At 68.4% G+C, this 15,980-nt stretch carries 9 protein-coding genes; 6 read left to right on the top strand and 3 right to left on the bottom strand.

The genetic code is table 11. From position 1 onward, the window contains the following. Positions 1 to 288 precede the first annotated feature (288 nt). Positions 289 to 1,548 carry a cytochrome P450 gene (locus OG817_RS34545; protein WP_406048988.1) on the top strand — a complete coding sequence of 420 codons (1,260 nt, stop codon included), beginning with the start codon at positions 289 to 291 and terminating at the stop codon, positions 1,546 to 1,548. 1 nt (position 1,549) lies between these two features. Then, positions 1,550 to 2,029: an NUDIX domain-containing protein gene (locus tag OG817_RS34540; protein WP_406048987.1), complete on the top strand. Its 480-nt coding sequence runs from the start codon at positions 1,550 to 1,552 to the stop codon at positions 2,027 to 2,029. Between the two features lie 4 nt (positions 2,030 to 2,033). Here the strand turns inward: OG817_RS34540 and OG817_RS34535 are convergent, their stop codons facing one another. Further along, positions 2,034 to 2,873 carry a TIGR03619 family F420-dependent LLM class oxidoreductase gene (locus tag OG817_RS34535; protein ID WP_406048985.1) on the bottom strand — a complete coding sequence of 280 codons (840 nt, stop codon included), beginning with the start codon at positions 2,871 to 2,873 and terminating at the stop codon, positions 2,034 to 2,036. Positions 2,874 to 3,251: 378 nt separating this feature from the next. Between OG817_RS34535 and OG817_RS34530 the strand changes: the two genes are divergently transcribed. Together OG817_RS34530 and OG817_RS34525 are read left to right on the top strand one after the other, a co-directional pair. Continuing rightward, the gene (locus tag OG817_RS34530) at positions 3,252 to 4,808 is read left to right on the top strand and encodes a diguanylate cyclase (RefSeq protein WP_406048984.1); all 1,557 of its coding nucleotides are present in this window, start codon (positions 3,252 to 3,254) and stop codon (positions 4,806 to 4,808) included. Positions 4,809 to 4,831: 23 nt separating this feature from the next. Beyond that, entirely contained in the window at positions 4,832 to 6,397 is a 1,566-nt protein-coding gene (locus OG817_RS34525) for a diguanylate cyclase (protein WP_406048983.1), read from the top strand. Here OG817_RS34525 and OG817_RS34520 read toward each other — a convergent pair. Further along, positions 6,394 to 7,839, bottom strand: a complete 1,446-nt coding sequence (locus OG817_RS34520) for a methyltransferase (protein ID WP_406048982.1) — start codon at positions 7,837 to 7,839, stop codon at positions 6,394 to 6,396. The two genes, OG817_RS34525 and OG817_RS34520, sit on opposite strands and share 4 nt — an antisense overlap. 7 nt (positions 7,840 to 7,846) lie before the next feature. Further along, positions 7,847 to 11,500, bottom strand: a complete 3,654-nt coding sequence (locus OG817_RS34515; RefSeq protein ID WP_406048981.1) for an NPCBM/NEW2 domain-containing protein — start codon at positions 11,498 to 11,500, stop codon at positions 7,847 to 7,849. Positions 11,501 to 11,708: 208 nt separating this feature from the next. Between OG817_RS34515 and OG817_RS34510 the strand changes: the two genes are divergently transcribed. Further along, positions 11,709 to 12,989 carry an alpha/beta hydrolase gene (locus OG817_RS34510; protein WP_406048979.1) on the top strand — a complete coding sequence of 427 codons (1,281 nt, stop codon included), beginning with the start codon at positions 11,709 to 11,711 and terminating at the stop codon, positions 12,987 to 12,989. A gap of 246 nt (positions 12,990 to 13,235) precedes the next feature. Then, positions 13,236 to 15,977, top strand: a complete 2,742-nt coding sequence (topA, locus tag OG817_RS34505) for a type I DNA topoisomerase (protein ID WP_406048977.1) — start codon at positions 13,236 to 13,238, stop codon at positions 15,975 to 15,977. Positions 15,978 to 15,980: the final 3 nt, after the last annotated feature.

Genomic DNA, 15,980 nt, shown 5'->3' with positions numbered 1-15,980 from the left:
TCCCTGAAGTGTCCCCGAGGTACGGCGTGCCGCGGTCCAGGGCGATGTACAGGTGGTTTCCGGTAGAAGCAGAGATCTCGTTCATGACAAGGTCTGTGCTGGTATTGCCGTGGTCCCCTCCCATGGTGGTGCCAACGCCACTATCGCAGTAGTGCCAACACCATCAGATCTGCTCCTTGGCAACGCTAGTTTTTAGGTGACGAAAGCCGTCGGGGGCAAGCGGTTCAGAGAGGGCGCGTGGAAGTCATGGTTGCGACATACCTGAAGAGATGGGTCGGCAGCCGGATCTTGAACAGAACCACCCGCAAGGGTGGTCTCGACCTGTCGAAGATGCGGATGTTCCCCAGCCAGGTCTCGATGCCGCTGCGCCGTCACGGGGTGAACCCGGTGCCGGAGCTGGCCAAGGTGCGCGAGGCCGAGCCCGTGCACAAGCTGGCGCATCTGTTCGGGCTCAACGTCTGGGTGGTGAGCGGGCACGCGGAGGCGAAGGCCGTGCTCGCCGACTCGACGAACTTCAGCAACGACATCCGGCCACTGGTCGGCTCGGACCCGAACAAGCCGTCGGAGGGGATCGGGGGGCTCGGGTTCACCGACCCGCCGGACCACACCCGGCTGCGGAAGCTGCTGACACCGGAGTTCACCAAGCGGCGGCTGGCGCGGCTGGAGCCGGCGATCGAGAAGATCGTCCAGGACCAGCTGGACCTGATGGAGGCCAAGGGCCCGGTCGCCGACATCGTGTCGGACTTCGCCTTCAACGTGCCGTTCCTGCTGATCGCCGACCTGCTCGGTGTCGAGGAGTCGGACCGCGATCGCTTCCGGGCGCTCGGGCCGGCGCGGTTCGACCTGTCCGGTGGTGGGATCGGGGTGTTCGGTTCGGCCAGCGAGTCCCGCGACTTCCTGTTCGAGATCGTCCGCAAGCAGCGCAAGAACCCGGGCGACGGGCTGATCGGGTCGATCATCCGCGAGCAGGGTGACGACATCGACGACGTCGAGCTCGGTGGGCTCGCCGACGGCGTGTTCCTGGGTGGGTACGAGACGTCCGCGAGCATGCTCGCGCTCGGCACGCTGGTGCTGATGCGCAACCCGGAGAACTTCGAGCGGATCCGCAACGAGCCGGGTGCGGTCGACGCGATCGTCGAGGAGTTGTTGCGGTATCTGACCGTCGTCCAGGTGGCGTTCCCGCGGTTCGCGCGGCACGACCAGGAGCTGTTCGGTCAGCAGGTGAAGAAGGGCGACCTGGTCGCGGTGTCGCTGTCGGGGGCCGACCGCGACAAGGAGGTGTTCGGGCCGGACGCGGAGGAGTTCTGGCCACGTCGTGCACCGGCGGCGCACCTCGCCTTCGGCCACGGCATGCACCGCTGCGTCGGCGCCGAGCTGGCTCGGATGGAACTCCGGGCCGCGTTCTCTGCGCTGGCTCACCGCTTCCCCGACCTGTCGCTGGCCATCCCCGAGGAACAGCTCCGTTTCCGCGACTTCTCCATCGTCTACGGCGTCGAGACCCTCCCCGTCCAGCTCCACGCCGCAGAGCCCGAGCAGGTAGCCGGCTGACGTGCAGACCAGCGAGCAGTACGCCGCTGGGTTGCCGCGGAAGCGGATGGCGGCGGGGGTGTTGTTCCGGGGTGAGGACGACCGCGTTCTGCTGGTGGAGCCGTCGTACAAGCCGAACTGGGAGCTGCCCGGGGGTGTGGTCGAGGCGAACGAGGCGCCGTGGGTCGCGGCGGCCCGGGAGCTGAGGGAGGAGCTCGGCGCGGAGCGGCCGATCGGGCGGTTGCTGGTGGCCGACCACGTGCACGCGTACGACGGCCGCCTCGAAGGCATGATCTTCGTCTTCGACGGCGGTGTCGTGACGGAGGCCGACCTGGCCGCGTTCACGTTCCCCGACGGGGAGATCCTGTCCGTGGGCCTCTACTCCCTGACCGACGTACGCGCGCGCGTCAAGCCGCTGTTGGCCGATCGCCTCACCGCCGCTCTCGACGCCGTCCGCGAGGGCACAACGGCCCTCTGCGAACACGGCGTACGCGTCGGCTGAGCCCTCAGCTCGGGGTCAGGGCGAAACGTTCGGCGAAGGCGGAGAGCTGGTCGCGTTGCTCGGATGGGTCCGGGCTCGACGTGCCGACCACCAGACGGGTGACTCCCTGGGCGGCGTACGCCTCGAGTGAGGCAGGGGTCAGCTCGATCGAGCCCCAGCGGGTGTAGTCGAGCCTACGGTCGCCTGCCGTGGTCTGAGCGAGGTTCCACTGGGCCGCACGTTCGTCGCCCATCAGCGCGCCGCCGGCGAAGTACCCGTCACCACGCAGTCCCGCCCGCCGGGCCGCGGCGCGGCTCGACCCGCCGACGTGGATCGGCAGTGGGGACAGGGGTTTCGGAAAGCTGTAGACGTTCTTGAACTCGAAGAACTCGCCGGAGTAGCTGGCCCCGTCCGCCTCGTCGGACCAGAGCAGCCGCAGTACGTCGATCGCCTCGTCGGCACGGCGACCGCGGGTGCTGAAATCCACGCCCGCCGCGACTGCCTCACTCGGCAGAACACCGACACCTACGGTGAGCAGTCGCATCCGCCCTTTCGAGAGCACGTCGATCGTCGCCAGCCGCTTCGCCAGCATCACCGGGTGGTAGTACGGCAGCAGCAACACTCCGGTCCCGAGCAGGATCCGGTCGGTTGCCGCGGCGACCCACGTGAGCAGGTCGAGCGGAGCGCCGTAGGGCAGTGTCATCGGCAGCTCGGCACCGCCGAACGTGTCACCGGTGGTCAGCGCCACCCGCTCGGGCACGTAGATCCCTTCGAACCCACACGCCTCCGCGTGCTGCGCGAACGCCGCCAGGTGGTCCGGATCCACGCCGAACATGGGCGTGCTGTAGCTGACCGCGAACTTCATCCCGTTCCCTTCCGCCTTGGGGGCAGCACCTTAGAACATTGCCCCCAAGGTCAAGGCAACTTACTCGCCGAAGAGGTTGTCCACGACACCGTTCGCGCCGCCGAAGGTGTGGTGAACCGGGTTGTCGAAGGTGTGGGGCACCTTGCCGAGGCTCTGGATCCCTCTTGATGCTCGAACCACTCGCAGAGTTACGACCCCTCTGGTTTTGGTGAACTTTTGGGTCCGGAATGGCGGTGGGTAGCTTTGGGATGGCACTAGGTGGTCGTTGGCCGGATCGGGTCGTGACAGAGGTGGGGGTGGGTGGTCACAATGGGCGGTCCGGCCCGAGGTGCGGGTGAGGATCAGGGGAGGCCGCCGGCGGGTATGGGGAGTGGCGAGATGGCGACGGGCGACGTACTGACCGCCCGGATCGCCGCCGCAATGACATCGGCTCAGTCCGGTGGGCATGCGAGCGCGGCTGCCGAGATCGAGCTGATCCGGGCCGAGCTGGGCGGCGTGCCGAGCTACCAGCTTGCCGCGGCGGAGTACGTGCGTGGAGTCACGGCGCACCACGCGAGCGACGCCGACGAGGCGCTCAAGGCCGTTGACGCCTGTGTCGCGGTCGCGAAGGCAATCGACGAACCGGGCTGGGAAGCGAACGCTCTGGCGATCCGCATCATCAACCTCGCCCGCAGCGGCCGAGGTGGTGACACGGTCAACGACCTCGTCGCCGCCGAGCACGCGCTGAGCCGCACGAAGGATCCCGGCCTGACCGCCTGGGCACACACCGGCCTCGGCTACGCGTACGACGTACTGCGCCTCTTCGAGCTGTGCATCCCGCACTACGAACAAGCGGCCCGCGCGGACGCGGACGTTTTCGAGCTGGCCGAGTCGGAGGCGATCGACCGGCTGAATCTCGCCGAGACCTATCTCCGCTGGGCGCATGAGCTCGAGCGCCTGGGCGATCCGTCGTACGTCGGGGAGATCCGCGAGCGGCTCGCATCGGCGGCGTACTGGGCGCGTGAAGGTGAGCGGGTGATCGTCGACGACGAGAGCCAGGAGTTCTGGCGGTTGAGTGCGCGGCTGTGGCTGGCCGGCGCGGCGACCGACCACGATCCGGACTCGGCGGTCGTCGAACTGACGGAGTGCCGCGACGAGATCAGCAAGCTGGGTGAGACCGAGCGGCTCGCGATCGCCGGCGCGTATCTGGCCAGGGCTCTGCACGCACAGGGCAAGTCCGAAGAGGCGAAGGCGGCGGCCGATCGGGCCGCGGATGACCTGATTCCCTTGGCGGATCCGGCCACGCACGTGCTGGTTCTGCAGACCCGGTCGGAGATCGCGGCCGCGACCGGTGAGCCGGGAGCCGTTGCAGGGTTGGAGTATGCGCGCTCGGTGGCCCGCGGTTGGTGGAAGGAGCGGCAGCGCGCTCTGACCGCCGTACGGCATGCGCTTGCCGCACGAGACCTTTCGGCGCGGCACGACGCCGAGTGGCACGCGGCGCGGCAGGATCCCCTGACCGGCGTGGGGAATCGGCGCGCGCTCGACGAGCGGTTGACCGCGGCGCGTGATTCGGGGCGGGCTGTGACCGTGCTCGCCATCGATGTGGACAACCTGAAGGTGGTCAACGACACCTTCGGGCACGCCTGCGGGGACGAATTGCTGCAGGTTGTGGCAAACCTGCTGGTAGAACAGGCGCGAGCAACCGATGCCGTGGTTCGATCGGGTGGCGACGAGTTCGTCGTGGTGCTCGATCAGCCGGACGCCAAGGGCGGTGCGCTGCTGGCACTGCGAATCCGGACCGCGATCAGGGCGATCGCGGCGGCGACGGACAAGCCGTGGCTGCGGCGGCTCGGTTTGAGCATCGGGTACGCCGCGACGGCGGAAGGTGTTGCGGTGGATCAGCTGATCGCGACGGCGGATCGGCGGCTGTACGGCGACAAACGTCGTCAGCGGTGAGGCAGGCACTCAGGGGAGGTTTCTTGCGCGAGACGTCGGGGGTGACGGCGCGGATCGCGGCGGCGATGACCCGGGCCCAGTCGGGGAATCCGGCCGAGGCGGCGACCGAGATCAACCGGTTGCTGGACGAACTCGGGCCGGAGCCCACGCACGAGCGCGCCGCGGCCGAGTACGTGCGGGCCGTCGCGGCGCACCACGGCGCCGACGCGATGGAGGCCCTGGACGCGGTCGAGGCCTGTATCCGGGTCGCGCGGGCGATCGACGAGCCGGGCTGGGAGGCGAACGCGATCGCGATCCGGATCGTCACGCTGATCCGGACCGGCGAGGGTGGCGACTCGGTGGCGGACCTGGTCGCGGCGGAGAACGCGCTGTCCCGGACCCGCGACCTCGGCCTGGCCGGCTGGGCGCACACCGGCCTCGGCTACGCCTACGACCTGCTTCGCCTGTACGAGCTGTGCATCCCGCACTTCGAACTCGCCGCCGAGGGTGACCACGACCCGCTCGGGCTGGCCGAGGCTCCGGCGATCAACCGGCTCAACCTGGCCGAGTCCAACCTCCGCTGGGCGCACGAGCTCGAGCGGCTCGGCGACACGTCGTACGGCGAGGAGATCGCCGAACGCCGGCGGGAGGCGCGCCGGTGGGCCGGTGAGGCGATCCAGGTGATCGTCCGCGCCGACCTGCTCGGGTACTGGCCGATCGCCGGGCGGATGTGGCTGGCCGCCTGCAACGACGACAGCGAGGCGGCCGAGGCCACGGTGATCCTGAAGGACTGCCGGGACCAGCTGGCGAAGCTGGGCGACCCGGAGCTGGCCGCGATCGCGGGTGCCTATCTGGCCAAGGCGTACGCCGCCATGGGTCAACTCGACGATGCGATGGAGGCCGCGGACCGGGCCGGCACGGATCTTCCACCGACCTCGGATCCGCCGGTGGAGGCGTTGATCCGGCACACCGCCGTACAGATCGTTGCCGAGTCAGGCGACGCGGGAGCCGTGACAGGCCTGCAGTACGCGCGGGCGATCACCAGGGGCTGGTGGGCGGAGCGGCTGCGCGGTCTGTACGCCGTACGGACCGCACTGGCCAACCATGAGCTGTCGATCAGGCACGACGCGGAGTGGCGTGCGGCGCGCGAGGATCCGCTGACCGGTGTGGGCAATCGGCGGGCGCTGGACGAACGGATGTCGGTGGCCCACGATGCGGCGCGGTCGGTCGCGGTGATCGCCATCGACGTCGACAACCTGAAGGTCATCAACGACAGCTACGGGCACGCCTGCGGCGACGCCGTACTGCGCCGGGTCGGCCAGCTCCTCACCGAGCAGTGCCGGGCCGAGGACGTGGTCGCACGGGCCGGCGGCGACGAGTTCGTGGTGGTGCTGGACAACCCGGACGAGCGCGGCGCGCGGGAGCTGGTGGAGCGGATCAAGTCCACGGCCGAGAGGGTCGCGGCGAGCGCGATCGAACCGTGGTTCACGATGCTGCGGCTGAGCATCGGCCAGGCCAGCAGCACCGACGGCATCGCGGTCGCCGAACTGCTGACCGAGGCGGACCGGCGGATGTACGCCGAGAAACGCCGCCGCCGCGGACAGGCCTAGTAGTCCAGGAACCCTTCGACGACCAGGCGACGAATCTGCGGCAGGTAGTCCTGCAGAACTTCCACCGCCGGACGGTCCAACAGGTCGGCCAGGGCAGCGAGGATCTGCCCCGCACTCAGGTCGCCATCACACGCACCGACGAAGCCGGCCATCACGGTGTCGACCTGCTCCGCCCGCCGCATCCCTCGCTGGCGCCGCAGCACGATGGCCGCCGGATCCTCCGCGCCTGGTCGTCCGGTCGTCTCCTGGATCACGTCGTCCGCGACGACCAGATGCAGCCCGGTCAGGTCGGACGGCATTCCCTCCGCCCGCTCGAACCGCCGCAGTACGTGCGGACCGATCGGCTGCTCGATCTCGTACGGCCACTCCTCGGCGTCGAGCATCCCTGCCACGTTGTGCAAGGTGATCCAGCCCATGCCGATCGCTTCCACCGCCTGTGCGTCCAACCAGCGCATCCAGGCGTCGTACTGAGTGGTGTAGGACGGTGTGCCGGGGACACCGGCGTCGCGGAGCCAGAGTTCGACGTACTCGGAGGGGTCGAGCCGCTCGCGCTGCACCGCCCAGGCGGACCGATCGCCTGTCCACGCAGCGATCCGGTCACGCCAGTCCTCGCCGCGGACGTACGTCCAGTTGGCGAGCAGCTGGCACCAGCCGCCGTCGGTCAGATGGTTCGGCGCCTGCCGCACCAGGTGCTCGACGAGCGTGTCGCCGGCGAATCCGGTCTCGCGGTACGTCAGCTGATCGTCGCCCGGCGGTGAGATCACGTACGGCGGGTTGCTCACGATCAGGTCGAAGCGCTCGCCCCGGACCGGTTCGAACAGACTGCCTTCGCGGACGTCGAGCTGGATCCGGTTCAGCGCGGCCGTCCACCGGGCCAGCCGGAGCGCGCGCGGGTTCACGTCGGTCGCGACAAGCTGGTTGATCCGGTTGGACAGATGCAATGACTGGATCCCGCTGCCGGTACCGATGTCGAGTGCCCGTTCGGCCTTGATCGGCACAGTCAGGTTGACCAGGCTGAGGCTGGCCGACGAGATCCCGAGAGCGTAGTCGCTGCGCATCGGCTCACGACGCCCGTCCAGGCCGGGCGTCAGGTCCGCGATCACCCACCACTGACGGTCGTCCTCGGCGTACGGCCTGATGTCGAGGAGGGCCCGGGCGGAGCCGCCGTCGATCGTGATGATGCCGAGAGCAGCCAAATCCACGCCCGGAAAAGCCTGCAGGACAAGAGTTTCCGGTACGTCGCGTTGCAGCAGGAACAATCTGATGGTCGTGTCCAGGGCGTCGCCGGACGAGGTGCGCCGGCCCGCGAGAGTGGTCTCGTTGCGGGCCAGCGCACCGTTCGCCTGAGGACCCAGCCGGGCGGCCACTCCGTCAACCGTGTACCCGGCTTGTGTGAACGCCTCACGCAGTGCGTCCACGTCGGTCCCCGTCAGTTCGTTCATCCAGCCATTATGGGTTGCAGCTCAGCTTGGCCTCCGCCCAGTCGGCGTGATCGCTGGTGACGCCGTCGCCGCCGTCGGTGACCTGAAGCGTCAAGGTCTGGCCGCCGGTCACGTCCACCGAGACGTTCGCGGTCGGCGACGTACCGGTGAGCAGGTCCGAGGTGTACTTCGCGGTCCCGTCGACGAGGACCTTGAAGCTGACCTTGCCGCGGTCCTCCATCTCGTCGTCGACCCCGGCCTTGGCGGTGAAGGTCGTGCAGTTGGCGCCCATCCGGACACTCACCGACGACGCCGCGTGAGTGCCGAGCCCCTTCGCGTACTGCACGCCGTCGAGGGTGATCGGACCGCCGTCGCCGGCGCTGTCCTCGCCATTGCTGTGGTCCTGTTCCACCGGACCCCAGCCGTTCGTCGAGTCGAGGAACTCCAGGTCGCTCACCCACTGCTCACCGGTCGGTGCCGGCGGCAATGGTTTGTCGGCGATTGTGGCGGCGAAGAACCCGAGCCCGCCGCCGGGCAGCTTGATCGCCTTCACCGTCTTGCCAGGATCGAGCGGTACGGCGGTGTAGAAGACCCGGTAGTCCGTCGTGGTGTTGGCGAGACCCGCCGGGGTGTAGCGACCCTTCACCGACACCGCCGGCTTGGCGCCACCGGTGGCTGGGTCCTGACAGCACCAGTTCGGGAGCTGGAACGTGCCTTGGGACTCCGTCCCGTCGGTGTAGATGATCGTCACCGAGCCGCGGGCGTTGAGACTCGCGCCTGCGCCCAGGAGGGCGAGATGCGAACCGGTGCCGGAGACAAGGATCGGAGCGGGCTGGTTCTTCACCAGGTTGGGCGTTCCGGGTGCTCCGGTCGGCCAGGTGAACTCGGCATCCTGGACGGTCACCGTCGCGCCAGGTGTGTAGCCGACGGCCGCGAGTGCCTCGCCGTTGTAGCTGTTGCCGGATCCGTCGAAGTTGCCTTGGGCGTAGGTCGTGGCGTCGCTGATGCCGACAACATTCGCCGCTTGGGACAACGATGCATAAGGCAATTGAGCTGTCGCGACCGCAGTGTTCGTGTAGCTCTCGCCCTGCGCAACATAAGACGCGGCCAGCTCGAGCGTGAAGCTCGCCGGTTTCACCTCGGCGCCGGGAGTGACCTGCAGCTTGGTCGTGACGGTTTGCCCGGGCTGGACGGTGTCGAACACCTTCTGCCCGGCGACGGTCCAACCGGCCGGCGGCTCGAGCGCAAGGTTCACGTTGCGCATGGTCGTCGGGCTGCCGTTGCGGAACGTGGCAGTCACCTCGGTGGCCTGGCCCGGAGCGTTCCACAGCGACGGCGTCGTGAGCTCTGGCGTGCCGAAGGTGTTCGCGACATCCGGACCACCGACGGAAGACGTCTCGCTGAGTTGGATCACCGCGGTCCGTGCGGTGGAGATCGGCGCGGTCTGTACCCGGACCACTCCGTTCTCGTAGGTCCAACTGGCCTTGCGGCCGTCCACAGTGACCTCGCGCGGTGCGGTGCCGGTGTGGACCGTCAGCTCATACGGACGGGTTGCGGGCTTGCCGGCGTACGTCCCGACACTCGTGCCGATCTTCACTGTCACGTCGCCGCTGGACTGCTTCGGTGCATCGACCGTGATGGTCTGGGTGGCGGAGTTCTGCGAACGAGTGACGCGATCGTCCTCGTAGAGGCTGAACGACGACTTGCCCTGCGGGTAGATGTCCAGAGTGAGCCGGTCCCCGAAGCCCTGCTCGGCGGCGGAGTTGATGCCCTGCTTCCACATCGGTACGACGGCACCCGCCTTGACGAACAGCGGCAACGTGTCGAGCGCGGCGTGGTAGCCGTTGACGGTCGTCGGACCCTGGTAGACCCGGCCGGTCCAGTAGTCGATCCACTGGCCCTTCGGCAGGTAGATGCCGCTCTTCACCTCGTCCGTACCCCACATCGGCGCGACCAGGAAGTCCTGACCGGCGAGGAACTCGTACTTCGTGGTGTCGTCCCACGTCTTCGGGTCGTTCGGGTACTCCAGCACCAGCGACCGGTTCAGTGGCGCGCCGGTGCGGTGCGCCTCGGCGGCGTACGTGTAGAAGTACGGCAGCAGGCGCTCGCGGAGCTTGAGGTACTTGCGGTTGATCGAGGTGTACGGCTCGCCGTACGCCCACGGCTGCTTGATCGCCGGGGTGGCCCAGCCGGACATGGTCATGAACGCCGGGTTGAACACCTTCCACTGCATGTCGCGCACATACGAAGTAGCCGAGCCGCCGAAGATGCCGTCCACGTCGCCGGCGCTGTAGGCGATGCCGGAGTTGCCGGAGCCGGTGATGGCGGGGATCTGCCACTTGATGGCGTCCAGCGAACCGCTGTGGTCACCGGTCCACTGCACCGCACACCGCTGCGCACCGGCCCAGCCCTCCACCATCCAGGCGAAGCCGCGGGCGTTGCTGTACTGCTCGATGCCGTCGTGTGCGGTGTCGCAGGCACTCAGCGCGTGCCGGTAGCCCGGACCGACCCAGGCGACGTCCAGCTTGCGCACCCGCACTCCGGCCTCGCCGACCTCGTCCGCCTGCCGGTCCAGCGACGACTGCGTCCACAGACCCATCTGGATGTCGCGGTCGCGCAGCGCGTCACCGGTCTGCTGGAGCGCGGGGATCTCCCGCTTGCCCCACCAGGTGCCGTCGACCTGCTCGGAGTCGGTGTCGTCGGAGTAGCCGCAGCCGTAGTCGTCGTTGACGAGCATCCAGCCACCGGGCATGTCCTCGTCCTTGAATCGCTGCGCGACCTTGACCGCATCCAGCGTGGTCACCTTGTCCGGGTGCACCTTCCAGTCGTTGCTGGGATCGGGGTCCGTCCCGTAGTGACCGCGGTTGTAGCAGTCCGAGTCGCCGTACTCGAGTCCGTAGATCGGCGGCATGAACGGGCGGCCGGTGAGCTCGGTGTAGCGGTCCAGTGAGGTCTTGAGGTCGCCGATGAAGTAGTACGCGTCGAACCGCTTCTCGTCGTGCTTGGTGACGACGGGATCGGTGAAGCTGTAGCTACCGGGGCTGAACGTGTTCCGGAGTACGCCGTACCCCGCCGTACTCATGTAGTACGGCGAAGCGTTCGGGTTGCCGCCGTCCTCCCAGTTGAAGTCTCGGGTGATGGCGATGGTCTGGTCGCGGTGCGAGAAGCGTCCGTTCTGCATACCACCGCCGAAGAACTGCTCGCTCGGTCCGCGGCCCAGCGACTGGGTGGTGGACGTGTCGTTCCAGGACAGCGGAGCCGTCTCGGCCCAGACCAGTTGGCCGTTGCCGCGGTAGACGCTGAACTTGAGTGGATGCTTCTGCGCGCGGACCTCGACCTTGCCGCTAGTGAGCGAGTAGTACGAGCCGCGGTCCCGCCAGGACGTGTGCGGCGTGCCGTAATCGGTCTTGGTGACGATCGTCGACGCGGGCTCGCTCGGGTCGGTGGGCGGCGTACCGGCCGGGTCGGTGAAGTTCCCGTCGGGCGCCAGCCAGAGCCGGAACACATCGTCCTTCAGGAAGACGACCCGGACCTTCGCGGCACCGGCCGTCAGTGTGTACGTCGCCTGGTCGGCGGTGAAGCCGGTGACGTCACCGAGCGCGGTGCTGTCGGCCCGCGCTGGAGCGGCCGTGTGCACAAGAGCGCCGGCGATGAGAGCCAAGGCGACTAATGAACGTTTCATGCGGGCGGAGATGTTCACGACTGCCTCACTTCACGCATCTATGAACAAGAGTGCGCTTATTGAAGCTCACCCATCGACGGTTGTCATCAGCTCGCCGTCATGAAGTTGAGACGAGGTCGCTATCACGGGGTGAAATGCGGTCGTGACGATGAGTCGCATGGCGAACAGGCGTCCCATCCGCACCACCAGTCACACAGTCACCAGGTCTGTGACACGACGCGGTGTGCTGACGGCAGGGCTGGCCGCAGGCTTGGCGATGGCCGCTCCCGGCGCCGCCCGAGCCGTTCGGTTCGACCCGGAGCAAGATGACCCCGACTTCCATCCGGTGACCTTCGAGCTACCGGCGCCGACCGGGCGCAAGGCGCTCGGGACGACGGCCGTCCATCTGATCGACCAGTCCCGGCCGGACCCGAGCATGCCGAGCGGCCGGCGGGAGCTGATGATCAGCATCTGGTACCCGGCCTCGGTGGTCGGCTCGGCGCCGTTCGCGAAGTACATGCCGGCCCGGACCGCCAAGGAGGTGGACAACACCTGGACCGGTGAGTACGGCCTCGCGCTGCCACCCGGCTCGTTCGACTTCGCCGGTACCGAGACGCACTCCCGCATCGACGCGCCGATGCAGCCGAGGCGGCATCCCGTCGTACTGTTCTCTCCCGGCTACCAGTACAGCCGTTTCGTGAACACCGCACAGGTCGAGGAGCTGGCCAGCCGCGGGTACGTCGTGGTGACGATGGACCACACCCACGAGACTCCGGTCGAGTTCCCGGGTGGGCGGTTCCTGCCCGGTGTGCCGGCGTCCCAGGTGCCGGATCCGGTCTTCACCCGGAGGGCGGTCGAGACCCGCACGGCCGACGCGCGGTTCGTGCTGGACCAGCTGGAGCTGATCGCCGCCGGGCAGAATCCCGGTGCCGAGGGCAACGACCTCCCGCCGGGAACGGCGGCCGGGCTCGACCTGCGCCGGGTCGGCATGTTCGGGTTCTCGCTCGGCGGCTACGCGACCGCGAACACGCTGCTCGAGGACCGCCGGATCTCAGCCGGCCTGGACCTGGACGGCACCTTGCAGGACGACCCCGCGAAGGGGCCGCTCGGCGAGGTCGCGCGCAAGGGTCTGGACCGGCCGTTCCTGCTGTTCGGATCGGACACCACCCAGCGGACCGATCCGGACCAGGAGAACTACGACAAGTCCTGGGCCGGTTTCTGGGAGGCCCAGCGCGGCTGGAAGCTGAACCTGAGGCTGGCCGGCGCCAAGCAGAAGGCGTTCACCGACTACCAGTTCGTCTTCGACCAGTTGTTCCGTTCGATCTATGGCGACGACCCGATCATCACCTCGGTGATGACGGCCCTTGTCGGCAAAGCCGACCCCGCGCGCAGCGTGCTCGCGCAGCGCGAATACCTCGTGGCATTCTTCGACCAGACCCTGCGCCGGCGGCCCGGGCTGCTGCTGCGTGGCGACTCCCCGAAATACCCGGAGATCCGTTTCGCCCGCTGAGACGGCGTACCCTCGGGACAACATCGGGGGTCGGAGGTGGCCGCGCCGCGACGCGCGACGACTGTGGGTGGTTCGCCACTTTCTGAAACCCTGGGAGGCGGACCGGGGGTGGCAGCGGTTACCGTGCGTTGAGAAATGTGTTGCCGTCGGCCGTACCCTGTCCTCGGACGGGGTCGGTCTGTGCCCGGGGAACAGACGTCCGGTCATGGACGTTGCCGCAGGACGAGAGCGAGAGCAAGGAGCGCAGTGGCAGGGGCAGCAGGGACGAAGACATCGGCGGGCAGCCGCCTGGTGATCGTCGAGTCGCCGAAGAAGGCGCGGATGATCGCCGGCTTCCTGGGGTCCGGATACGTGGTGGAGTCGAGCTTCGGCCACATCCGCGACCTGCCGAGCGGGGCGGACGAGATCCCGGCGAAGTACAAGGGCCTGCCCTGGGCGCGGCTCGGCGTCAATGTCGAGGACCACTTCGACCCGCTGTACGTCGTACCGGCGGACAAGCGGGCCCAGATCCGCAAGCTCAAGGATCTGCTCAAGGGCGCCGACGAACTCTTCCTGGCCACCGATGAGGACCGCGAGGGCGAGGCGATCGCCTGGCACCTGCTGGAGGAGCTCAAGCCGCGGGTCCCGGTGAAGCGGATGGTCTTCCACGAGATCACGCCGAAGGCGATCCAGGACGCGGTCGGCAACGCCCGCGACATCGACGAGGCGCTGGTCGACGCGCAGGAGGCGCGCCGGATCCTCGACCGGCTGTACGGCTACGAGGTCTCGCCGGTGCTGTGGAAGAAGGTCATGCCGAAGCTGTCGGCGGGCCGCGTGCAGTCGGTCGCGATCCGGATGGTGGTCGACCGGGAGCGGGAGCGGATCGCGTTCCGCAGCGCGTCGTACTGGGACCTGGACGCCACTCTCGACGCGGGTGAGGGTCGCTCGCCCCGGCAGTTCCCGACCCGGCTGATCTCGGTGGACAGCCGACGGGTCGCCCAGGGGCGCGACTTCAGCTCGATCGGTGAGCTGAAGAGCCAGAACACGGTCCACCTGAACGAGGCGACCGCGACCGCGCTGGCCGGCGCGCTGCGCGACTCGCAGTTCTCCGTCCGGTCGATCGAGTCCAAGCCGTACACCCGCAAGCCGTACGCGCCGTTCCGGACCACCACGCTGCAGCAGGAGGCCGGCCGCAAGCTCGGCATGTCCGCCTCGCAGACCATGCAGATCGCCCAGCGGCTCTACGAGAACGGCAACATCACCTATATGCGTACGGACAGCGTCACGCTGTCCGACACCGCGATCACCGCGGCCCGGGCCCAGGTCCGGGAGCTGTACGGCGCGTCGTACCTGCCGGACAAGCCGCGCGTCTACACCTCCAAGGTGAAGAACGCGCAGGAGGCGCACGAGGCGATCCGGCCGGCCGGTGAGGTCTTCCAGACCCCGGCGCAGACCGGTCTGTCCGGTGCGGAGTACCGGCTGTACGAGCTGATCTGGATGCGCACCATCGCGTCCCAGATGAAGGACGCCGAGGGCCGCAGCGTCTCGATCCGGATCGACGCGACCGCGTCGACCGGTGAGAAGTGCGAGTTCACCTCGTCCGGCCGGGTGATCACCTTCCACGGCTTCCTGAAGGCGTACGTCGAGGGCGCGGACGACCCGTCCGCCGGGACGGACGACCAGGAGACCCGGCTGCCCGACGTGACCGAGGGCGACGTACTGCCCGCGGTCGAGGTGCTCGCCTCCGGGCACGAGACCAAGCCGCCGGCCCGCTACACCGAGGCCACGCTGATCCGGGAGATGGAAGAGCGCGAGATCGGCCGCCCGTCGACGTACGCGACCATCCTCGGCACGAACGTGGCCCGCGGGTACATCTACAAGAAGGGCCAGGCGCTGGTGCCGGCCTGGCTGGCGTTCGCGGTCGTGCGGCTGCTGGAGGAGCACTTCACCCGGCTGGTCGACTACACGTTCACCGCGTCGATGGAGGACATCCTCGACGAGGTCGCGGCCGGCAACCTGCAGCGCGAGGGCGTGCTCGGCCGGTTCTACTTCGGTCACGACGATGTCGAGGGCCTGCAGTCGATGGTCAGCGACCTGGGCGACATCGACGCCCGGGAGATGTCGACGTTCCCGGTCGGCGGCGACGACTCCGGGATCGTGCTCCGGGTCGGTCGCTATGGGCCGTACGTCGAGGACAAGGACGAGCGGCGCGCCAATGTGCCGGAGGACCTGCCGCCGGACGAGCTGACCGTGGAGAAGGCGCAGGAGCTGCTCAGCCAGCCGTCGGGGGTCGAGCACGAGCTGGGGAACGCGCCCGACACCGGGCTGAAGGTGGTGGCGAAGGCCGGGCGGTTCGGGCCGTACGTGACCGAGGTGCTGCCCGAGGACGCGCCGAAGAGCGCCAAGCCGCGGACCGGTTCGCTGCTGAAGTCGATGACGCTGGAGAGCATCGACCTCGGCGACGCGATGAAGCTGCTGTCGCTGCCGCGGGTGGTCGGCAAGGATCCGGACAGCGGCGACGAGATCACCGCGCAGAACGGGCGCTACGGGCCGTACCTGAAGAAGGGGACGGACTCGCGGTCGCTGTCGTCCGAGGAGCAGATGTTCGACATCACCCTCGAGGAAGCTCTTCGCATTTATGCCGAGCCGAAGCAGCGTGGCCGTCGGGCCGCGGCGCCGCCGCTGAAGGAGCTGGGCGAGGACCCGGAGTCCGGCAAGCCGGTGGTGGTCAAGGAGGGCCGCTTCGGTCCGTACGTGACCGACGGCGAGACCAACGCGACCCTGCGCAAGGACGACTCGGTCGAGACGATCTCGCTGCTGCGCGCGGCCGAGCTGCTCGCCGACAAGCGGGCCCGTGGACCGGTGAAGAAGACGGCCCGGAAGTCGCCGGCGAAGAAGACCGCGGCGAAGAAGACGGCGGCCAAGAAGACCACGGCCAAGAAGACGACCACCAAGAAGGCCGCCGCGAAGAAGACGGCGACCAAGAAGACGGCGGCGAAGAAGTCCTAGTGT

The sequence above is a fragment of the Kribbella sp. NBC_00889 genome (assembly GCF_045207705.1).
Lineage (GTDB): Bacteria > Actinomycetota > Actinomycetes > Propionibacteriales > Kribbellaceae > Kribbella.
Note: the sequence above shows the minus strand (reverse complement) of the source record. Positions and strands in the feature narration are given on the sequence as shown.